This window comes from Blautia sp. ZXY-1-B12 (genome assembly GCF_056339915.1).
This window is the reverse complement of sequence record NZ_JBWJVP010000210.1, coordinates 1-9094: the sequence shown is the minus strand read 5'-3', so window position 1 is coordinate 9094 and position 9094 is coordinate 1. Positions and strand designations below refer to the sequence as shown.

General features: G+C 39.4%; 10 protein-coding genes and 1 pseudogene. 10 read left to right on the top strand and 1 reads right to left on the bottom strand.

Going from position 1 to position 9094, the window contains the following annotated elements:
* Nucleotides 1-90: 90 nt before the first annotated feature.
* Both AC075L_RS13230 and AC075L_RS13225 read left to right on the top strand, forming a co-directional pair.
* Entirely contained in the window at nucleotides 91-381 is a 291-nt protein-coding gene (locus AC075L_RS13230) for a CD1845 family protein (RefSeq protein WP_118409645.1), read from the top strand.
* Between the two features lie 79 nt (nucleotides 382-460).
* Nucleotides 461-1876, top strand: coding sequence for a relaxase/mobilization nuclease domain-containing protein (locus AC075L_RS13225; RefSeq protein WP_476387793.1), 1416 nt, complete (start codon nucleotides 461-463; stop codon nucleotides 1874-1876).
* Nucleotides 1877-2044: 168 nt separating this feature from the next.
* Here AC075L_RS13225 and AC075L_RS13220 read toward each other — a convergent pair whose 3' ends face one another.
* Nucleotides 2045-2404: a helix-turn-helix domain-containing protein gene (locus AC075L_RS13220; RefSeq protein ID WP_044996579.1), complete on the bottom strand. Its 360-nt coding sequence runs from the start codon at nucleotides 2402-2404 to the stop codon at nucleotides 2045-2047.
* Between the two features lie 197 nt (nucleotides 2405-2601).
* Here AC075L_RS13220 and AC075L_RS13215 point away from each other — a divergent pair, with 197 nt between their 5' ends.
* The 8 genes and pseudogenes from AC075L_RS13215 to AC075L_RS13180 form a co-directional block, all read left to right on the top strand.
* The gene (locus AC075L_RS13215) at nucleotides 2602-3285 is read left to right on the top strand and encodes a response regulator transcription factor (protein WP_025579569.1); all 684 of its coding nucleotides are present in this window, start codon (nucleotides 2602-2604) and stop codon (nucleotides 3283-3285) included.
* Nucleotides 3286-3364: 79 nt separating this feature from the next.
* A complete protein-coding gene (locus tag AC075L_RS13210; protein WP_044996577.1) occupies nucleotides 3365-4279 on the top strand; it encodes an ATP-binding cassette domain-containing protein in 915 nt (304 codons plus the stop codon).
* Nucleotides 4272-5027: an ABC transporter permease gene (locus AC075L_RS13205; RefSeq protein WP_118409647.1), complete on the top strand. Its 756-nt coding sequence runs from the start codon at nucleotides 4272-4274 to the stop codon at nucleotides 5025-5027. The genes AC075L_RS13210 and AC075L_RS13205 overlap by 8 nt, the downstream gene beginning before the upstream one ends.
* Nucleotides 5028-5046: 19 nt before the next feature.
* The gene (locus AC075L_RS13200; protein ID WP_118409648.1) at nucleotides 5047-5964 is read left to right on the top strand and encodes a sensor histidine kinase; all 918 of its coding nucleotides are present in this window, start codon (nucleotides 5047-5049) and stop codon (nucleotides 5962-5964) included.
* A gap of 634 nt (nucleotides 5965-6598) precedes the next feature.
* Nucleotides 6599-7037, top strand: a pseudogene (locus tag AC075L_RS13195) (RNA polymerase sigma factor).
* On the top strand, nucleotides 7024-7296 hold the full coding sequence (locus AC075L_RS13190) for a helix-turn-helix domain-containing protein (protein WP_015541278.1): 273 nt from the start codon (nucleotides 7024-7026) through the stop codon (nucleotides 7294-7296). The pseudogene AC075L_RS13195 and the gene AC075L_RS13190 overlap by 14 nt, the downstream one beginning before the upstream one ends.
* Before the next feature lie 424 nt (nucleotides 7297-7720).
* Entirely contained in the window at nucleotides 7721-7942 is a 222-nt protein-coding gene (locus AC075L_RS13185) for an excisionase (RefSeq protein ID WP_021650362.1), read from the top strand.
* Between the two features lie 104 nt (nucleotides 7943-8046).
* The coding region (locus AC075L_RS13180; RefSeq protein WP_476387792.1) for an integrase DNA-binding domain-containing protein at nucleotides 8047-9094 on the top strand (1048 nt) is incomplete at its 3' end.

Sequence of the window (9094 nt, the reverse complement as noted above, 5' to 3'; positions counted from 1 at the left end):
CAGGATTTACTAATCTTTCGCAACATTTATGTCCCCGGGCAGGCATGATAAAATAGAGGTAGAAAGGATAGATAAAGGAGGGTTTTGAAGATGAAGATACTGCTGAAAATATTGGTCGCTCCATTTGCTTTAGCGTTGTCCCTTCTGGCGGCTCTGCTGGTGTTCCTGTTTGGTATTTGTGCCGTCCTGCTGACGATTGCCTCTGTGATTCTGGTGGTGCTGGGTGTCGTTCTCTTTTTCACGCCGACGCCCATAGGCGGGATTGTATTTCTGTTTCTTGCCTTCCTTCTTTCGCCGTATGGACTGCAAGCGGCGGCGGGCTCCCTTCTTTGGGCGCTGGACGGAGGCAAATCCGCTCTGTACCGGTTTCTGGCAAGTTAAGCAGCCTCGGGCCATACTGGCCCGAAGTCGGGGCGGTCTGGATGGGCCGCCCCTTTCTCATGGAAAGGAGGGATGATTTTTGGCTACCACAACTTTGTTACAGCGCCATGCGGGCGAAGGCGAAACGATTGCTGAGGCAATCCGGGATTGTCTGGACTATGGCAAGGACCCGGAGAAAACAGAAAGCGGAAAGTATATCTCCGCTTATGAATGTGATCCGGCCACCGTGGCGGACGAGTTCCTTTTGGCAAAGGCCAGCTATGCCGCTATGACGGGCCGGGAACAGAAAAAAGAAAATGATGTGCTGTGCTATCAGATACGACAATCCTTCTATCCGGGCGAGATCACCCCGAAGGAGGCGAACCGTATCGGCTATGAGTTGGCTATGCGCTGGACGAAGGGGCGGCACGCTTTTATCGTTACCACGCATACCGACAAGCAGCACATCCATTGTCACATTTATTACAACTCCACCACCCTTGACTGCACCCGGAAATTCCGAAACTTTTGGGGCTCCAGCTTCGCCCTCCGTCGGCTCTCTGACAGGCTGTGCCTTGAAAACGGGCTATCCATCGTGGAGAACCCGAAGCCCCGGAGCAAGGGTAAGTATCGGAATTATGGAGAATGGCAGAAAGAACGAAAAGGACCGCTTTCCTATCAGGACAGGCTGCGCCTCGCCATTGATACTGCGCTGGCGGAGCACCCCGCTGATCTGGACGAATTTCTCAATTTGATGAAGCGGGCCGGGTATGAGGTCAAGAAGGTTCGGGGCGGCGGTATCAGTTTCCGGCTGACCGGGCAAGGGCAGGAACGCTTCACCCGTCTGCGTGCCTCCACGCTGGGGGACGGCTACGACTTGCAAGATGTTCTGTCCGCCATTGAGGGCAAAGAAAAACGCCCCGGACATTCGGAGCGGAAAATCAGTCTGGCGGTGGATATTCAAGCAAAACTGGCTGCCGGTAAGGGACCGGGATATGAACGCTGGGCGAAGGTATTTAACATTAAGCAGATGGCCGCTGCCCTTGCCTATATACAGGACAATGGACTGACCGATTATGAGCAGTTGGCACAGAAAGCCACCGAGGCGGCAGACCGTTTCCATGCCATTTCCGAGCAGATCAAGCAGACGGAACAGGCCATGAAAACCAATGCCGGGCTAAAGGCCGCAACGGTTCAGTATGCCAAAACCCGTCCGGTCTTTGAGCAGTATAAGGCGACGAAGTACAGCCGGAAATTCCTTGCGGAGCATGAGGCCGACCTTGAACTGTACCGGGCTGCACAAGCGGAAATGCGCTCTCTGCTGGGCGGGGCGAAGCTCCCTAAAATGGATGTGCTGAAGGAGGAAGGCCGCAAGCTCACAGCAAAGAAAAAACAGCTCTATGGAGAATACCAGAAGGCACGACGGGATATGCAGGAGATCGTCACGATCAAGGCGAACATTGACACTCTGATGGGCTACGCCGAGCCGGGAAGAAAGCAGGAAAAGGAGCGTTAAGGTTATGAAAATAAGGAGCAAAGCGACGCTGACACTTCGGGCCATATTGGCCCGAAGATACGGGTTTGGGGCGAGCCCCAACAAGCCGCCTTTGTGCCACTTGTGGCCACAGAGGCATTGCTTACCATTTAGCGACACCTCTAAAATAGCACAAAAAAACAGAGGCTCTTATTTCTGAACCTCCGTTTCTCTGGCTTTCTTGAGCCCTTCGGCTGTGGCCTCCATGACAACTAGCTCCTTTTCATTCATGGAGTTGAGAAGTACATCAATGTGCTTTCTGCAACTGTGTTCGTCCCGCTGTTCTTCCCGGTAGAAAAACTGGTCTACGGAAATATCGAACATGGTAACGAGTTTGAAAAATAAATTGAAGCTGGGATGTTGTCCCTTGTTTTCAATATTCATAATCGTGCGGTCTGTCTTGCCGACCAGCTCCGCCACATAGGCCTGTGTCCAGCCTCTTTCTTCTCTAGCTTGTTTGATTGCCAGCCCGAGCCCATGAAAGTCAAACCTAATTTCATCTTGGTTCATTCTCATATCACCCTATATCATTGTACATTTCGGGTTGAATTATGAGAATGTAATGGAATTTGATGTTAAGTAGCATTTTATTTCACTATCAAATAGCCACATGATTGAATATAGCAAACGATTGTGATAAAGTTGATACGAATATGCCATAAAATTATATTCTGCAAATTGATCAATGTTAAAGAGAGGTATTTTATATGAATTACACAATTCTAATAGTTGATGACGATATGGCTATCAATGATATGCTTGTTAAATATCTTCGGAAAAATGGTTATATAACATATTCTGCTTATTCAGGAACAGAAGCCCTTCTTTTTCTTGAAAAGCAAAAAGTTAATCTGATTATTTTGGATTTAATGCTTCCCGGTCTTTCTGGTGAACAAGTTTTAGCAGAAATAAAGAAAACAAAAAATGTACCTGTAATCGGTCTATCTGCAAAAGAAGATTCTAAAAGTAAAATTTCCTTATTGAAAAACGGTGCTGATGATTATGTAACGAAACCCTTCGATATAGAAGAACTACTTGCAAGGATTGAAACGATTTTGCGACGGATTTATGAAAATCAATATACATCAAATTCCTTGTTATGTTGTGGCGATTTAAATTTAGATACAATAGGAATGGAGGCCACTCTAAAAAATCAAAAATTGCCCCTTACAAAAAATGAGTTTGCTATATTGAAAATGCTTATGGAACATCCGCAACAAGTATTTACGAAAGATATGATTTATGAGCAATTATGGAATGAAGCTTTAGAAGGAACTGAAAATGCTATCAATGTTCATATCAGCAACTTACGCAAAAAAATTGCTGCAATAGATAATAGTAAATCGTATATTAAAACGGTTTGGGGAATTGGGTTTAAGATGGACATATAATCTTTATGAAATCCTTAGATTTAGAAAATAATTTACTTAAACTTATCCCTTACACTAAAACCACAAGGAGGGATATATCATGGAATATATACTAAGAACGAACACAGTATCTAAAAAATACACAAATTATTATGCTGTTGATAAAGTATCCATTTCTATTAAAAAAGGCGAAATATATGGCTTGATTGGAGAGAATGGTGCTGGTAAGTCTACTTTAATGAAAATGATTGCAGGTTTGGTTGAACCATCAGAAGGCTCTGTTGAACTATTTGGAAATTTTGTTCCCCAGACTGAGCGTTATCGTATTGGTTGTGTGATTGAATCTCCGGCACTTTATGCAGAATTAACCGCAAAACAAAATTTGGAAGTATTTAGAAAAGCATATGGACTGTCAAGTAAAGAATCTGTACAACAAATTTTAAAGCAGGTGGGTCTGTCACAATATGAAAATAAAATTGTCAAAAAATTTTCATTAGGTATGAAACAGCGTTTAGCCATTGGCGTTGCCTTGTTGGGAAATCCTGATTTTCTGATTCTTGATGAACCTATCAATGGCTTAGATCCGACTGGAATACAAGATATGAGGAATTTCTTATTAAAACTAAATAGGGAAGAACATATTACCATTATGATTTCCAGTCATATCTTGGGGGAATTGTCAAAAATTGCAACAAAATACGGCATTATTAAAAATGGCAAGCTGATTGAAGAAATTACTGCAAAAGAATTAAATGAAAAATGTCAATGTTGTTTAAAAATTAAGGCATCAGATACTGCACAGGCCGCTATTTTAATAGAGAAAAATCTCCATACTAAAAACTACGAAATTCTTTCCGATAATAATATTCGGATTTTTGAATATGTAGACAATCCCGGAATTGTAAACTCCTTACTGGTTAATCATGGAATTGCTGTTGATGAATGTACTGTAACAAAGGAGTCACTGGAAGATTACTTTAATGAAAAAATGAGAGGAGGCATAGTCAATGCTTAATTTAATTAGAGCTGATTTTTATAAAGCGATACATGGAAAAGTCTTGAAAGTATGTTTTCTTATGATGACAGGATGGATATTCTTATGTGCTTATGCACAAAAAGCAACGATTGGCATGAGAGAATATTTGGTAGGTAAAGAAGTTTCTGCAAATTACTGGGATTCTTTTTTTAATTATTACCCAGTTGTATTCCCTTTGATTATTTTTTGCAGCTACTATTTCTCAAATGATTTTCGTCAAGGGACTGTAAAACATTATATAGAAAAAGGTCTGTCACGATGGAGTTACTTCTTCTCAAAATTGGTAATTGGCTGGATTGTATCATTCTTTTTTTTGGTGTCTGCCTTTTTAATTGGTTTGTTATGTAATAAAATTTTTTTTGGAATAAGCGGTCTTACTTTTACAAGCATTAGCAATATAGTGTCCTACATATTCTGTGAGGCATTATATCATATGGCTGTATCAACGCTCGCAATTTCACTTGTTTTTCTCATAAGAAACAGTTCAGTTAGCATGGCAGTTAATGCTTTGCTTATATTTTTTGGTTATCTGGTTCTTCATGGATTGGAAAGTATTTTGGGCTTAGGATATAACATCACAATTTTTTGGGCAATTAGTAATATCAATAAAACAAGAATAGATATGGCAGTTCAATGGCTTCCAACCGCAATTATCATTTTCTTCGCCTATATGATCATATTTGGTGGAGTTATAGGAACAATTTTCAAGAAAAGAGATATTACATAATGCAGGGAGGGATAATGTTATGAGTGTGGTACTTCAAATATATGCTATCATTGTGACACTATCTCTTATTATTGTTTTATCATTTTACTTGCTTCATCGTAGGGAGGTAACCCGGTTAAGCCAGAAATTGCAAACACTTTTACATTCATTTACCCATGCGGAATTGACATTAGATTTTCCTTCTTCCGATATAACCGATCTTGTAAATGCTTTAAATGAATTGTTTCGAGTTTACCACAAACAAGTATATTCATTACAAAAAAAGGATGAGGCAATCAAAGAAACAATTACAAATTTAGCTCATGATCTTAGAACACCTGTGACTGCTATTCAAGGATATACCCAAATGCTTCTACAATCGCCGGAGTTGTCCGAGGAAGATTTAGATGCAGCAGCTGTTATAAATGAAAGATTGAATGTTTTAAATCAGTTACTAAATCAGTTGTTTGAATTTGCACGAATAGAAGCTGATGAAATGGAATTTTCTTATACTACATTTGATTTAAATGCTGTTTTACGCTCTGTTGCAGTTTCCTTTTTTAAATCTTTTGAGGAACGCAAAATAATTCCAGCATTAAGTATTGCAGAGATTTCTTTTCCATTTTATGGAGATGAAAAAGCAGTAACCAGAATTTTTGAAAATATCATTTCTAATGCCTTGTCACATGGGAAAAGTGATTATCATTTTTCATCTTATGATGATAATGAAAATTACCATTTTTCTTTTCAGAATTTTACAGACAGCATAAATGAATCTGATATAGACAAAATATTTAATCGTTTTTATACAACAGATTTATCCCGTTCCCGCAAAACAACCGGTTTGGGTCTCACAATAGCAAAGAATTTAACAGTAAAAATGGGCGGTTCTATCAGTGCTTCTCTAAATAATAATGTTTTTGAAATTGTAGTGTGCTTTCCTAAGCAAAAAGGATAAAAAACTGATGAGCCTGCTTTGGTGGTTAAAAAAAAACGCTTATAAAGTAGGTGTATTACATTGCTTATTCACATAAAAAACTTGATGGCGGTTTCAAAGCCGCCATTTTTCGTGCAAATAATATTCTAACACAAACATGGTGGCGTAGGAGGATGCCGTCATGTCTGCGTTAGTGATTCACAATACCCATGAGTTACATCAGTTAAAAAAAGCCTTGCCCCTCCTCCGGGGTATTCTGGTTACTTATATGAAAAATATTATCATGTAAACGACAGTTCTATTTCATGCGTCCGTATGGCTTCATGCCGTCCGGGCGTTTTTCTGTTTTTATGGGACAACTTCGGGTCATACTGGCCCGAAGTCCAGCCCCGGTGCCGTTCCCCGCCGGTTTCGTTTCGGTCACTTGTCAACCAACAACCGAAACGGAGGTCTATATGGATATTATCAATTTGCGGGACTATTACCCATTCTATACCTCAAAATACAGGAAAAACAATTTTCTCGTATTTATTAAGAAATTTTTTAAAAATTTCTTCCCACACCCCGACAAATGCACTCATCCGTTTGGGATATGTGTGAAGGGGAAGCAAGAACTTTGCTTATTGCCTACCGGCGGGGAAGGAGGTGAACTCTTATGGAGCAATCCTCTTTTCAAGATGAGCAGACAGTCAGACATCAGTTTGATTCTCTGTGCAAGCTGGCATTGAAAAGTGAAGTTATTAATTATGAAAAGCATATGGCATATCGCCAGAAGTATGAAGTGATGTTGTCAGAATTATCAGAAAAGGAGTTGAGCAGACTTTTTATAATGGATGAGCATGAAATGGAAACACATCGTTTTCAGGTCCTGGGTTACGACATAGAAGTCAAAGATGCATTGATTGCTGAAGCACTGGCAGATACTTACTGAAAAGAAAAGGAATGTTGTGTTATTATCATATTTTATGGATATGAGTGATGCAGACATTGCCAGAGAAATGAATCTTGTACGCAGCACAATTAATGAGCATCGTAGACGATCACTGGAACTGATGAGAAAAAATATGGAGGAATCTGCAAATGAAAAAAAGTAAAAAACAGAAATGCGCATTTGATTTGCTGCCATTCCATGTTATTGAGGCAGCATCAACTGGTGATACTGAGGCAATCCAGGCAGTGTTGAAGCATTATGAAGGGTACATAACAGTTTTGGCTACCAGAAAAATGTTTGACGAATTTGGACAGGTGCATTACTGTGTAGATGAAACTCTGCGTCAACGCCTGGAAGCAAAACTGATTACTAAGACCTTGGGATTTGATACGAAATCATATGTAAGGAAAAGTAATCAGTAAAGGGAGTATTTAATATAGATTCCTTTTCCCCTTCAGGAATTTTTGTACCTTGAAAATTGTATATTGTTTTACATACAGGACGTGAAGATATGTAGAGCCACTAGGTAAATCCGCCATGATATATCTACTCTGTTAATGGAGTAAATACGAGGAAATGCTGAAATATAACATTGAAGTAAAGGTATGGAGCGAGAAGAATTTGACAAAATGTGTAGCAGCTGCACAGGGCGACGAAGCATATCTGTGATAATGATACTTCCAGAAAAAATCTGGTCATATTTAATGACGGTGCAAAACCGATGTGGGCAGAGTACTGAACTGCCACCTGTATTGTAATTTTATCTGCCGATGACAGTGTATAAAATTGTAAATTGTCATGGGCAGATAAAAATGTTTTGTCCAAAGAGAAAAGGAGGAGAGAAGAGTGGCGATTAAAATTGAAAAAGGTAAGATTCCAATTTGGGAAAAATATATGCTTACGGTGGATGAAGCAGTGCAATATTTCGGAATAGGTGAAAAGAAAATAAGGATGCTTATTTCGGAACATCTAAATTCAGAATGTTGCTTTACAGTCCAGGTGGGGTGTAAGTCATTGATTAACCGTAAGAAATTTGAGGCCTTTCTGGATCAGACTACGTCTTTGTAAAAAATATACGAACAATTTAGCACTTTAAAGTGGAAATGCTAGCCCTGGTATGATATAATACCTATATCGTGCTAGGGCTTCTTCGTGGAAAGGGGCGAAGACGTTTGGGTAAAACAAAACGTGACCAAAAACGACGGGATAAAAAAGGTCGAATTTTACGAAACGGAGAAAGTCAGAGAAAAGATGGAAGATATGCGTTTGTATATACAGATTGTTATGGAAAGCAGAAGTTTTTGTATAGTTGGAAATTAGAGCCAAAAGATTCTCTGCCAACTGGATGCAGACCATGCTTAGCTCTAAGGGAAAAAGAAAAAAATATCCAAAGAGATTTACATGATGGTATAGTACCTTACGGAGGAAATTTAACAGTTTTAGATTTGGTTCAAAAATACATTGGACAAAAAAAGGGGGTTCGTCATAACACTCAGGCGAACTATGATTTTGTGATCAATATAATAAAAAAAGAAGAATTCGGAACCAGAAGAATAGATAAAATAAAATTGTCGGATGCAAAAGCATGGTTTATTAAACTGCAAGCAGATGGAAGAGGATACAGTTCCATTCACAGTGTGCGTGGAATTGTAAGACCTGCATTTCAGATGGCAGTTGAAGATGATTTACTGCGCAAGAATCCTTTTGAATTTCAATTATGTACAGTTGTCGTAAATGACAGTGTTACAAGACAGGCAATTACAAAAGAACAGGAAGAGTTATTTCTGGAGTTTATCCGAAATGATGACCATTACTCAAAATACTATAATGGAATGTTTATTTTGTTTAAGACTGGACTTCGTATTTCTGAGTTTTGTGGATTGACAGTGAAAGATATTGATCTTCAGGAGAGAAAAATCAATGTGAATCATCAGCTTCAGAGAACCAGAGGAATGCAGTACGTCATTGAAGATACCAAAACTTCAAGTGGAACACGAATGTTGCCGATGACAGATGAAGTTTATGAATGTTTTGAACAGATTGTGAAAAACCGTAAAAAAGTAAGGGTTGAGCCGATTATAGATGGATATAGTCGATTTTTATTCCTGGATAAAAAAGATATGCCTGAGGTAGCACTCCATTGGGAAAAACATTTTCAGTGGGCGTTAGGAAAGTATAATCGTACTCATGAGGAACAAATGCCAAAGATCACGCCTCATG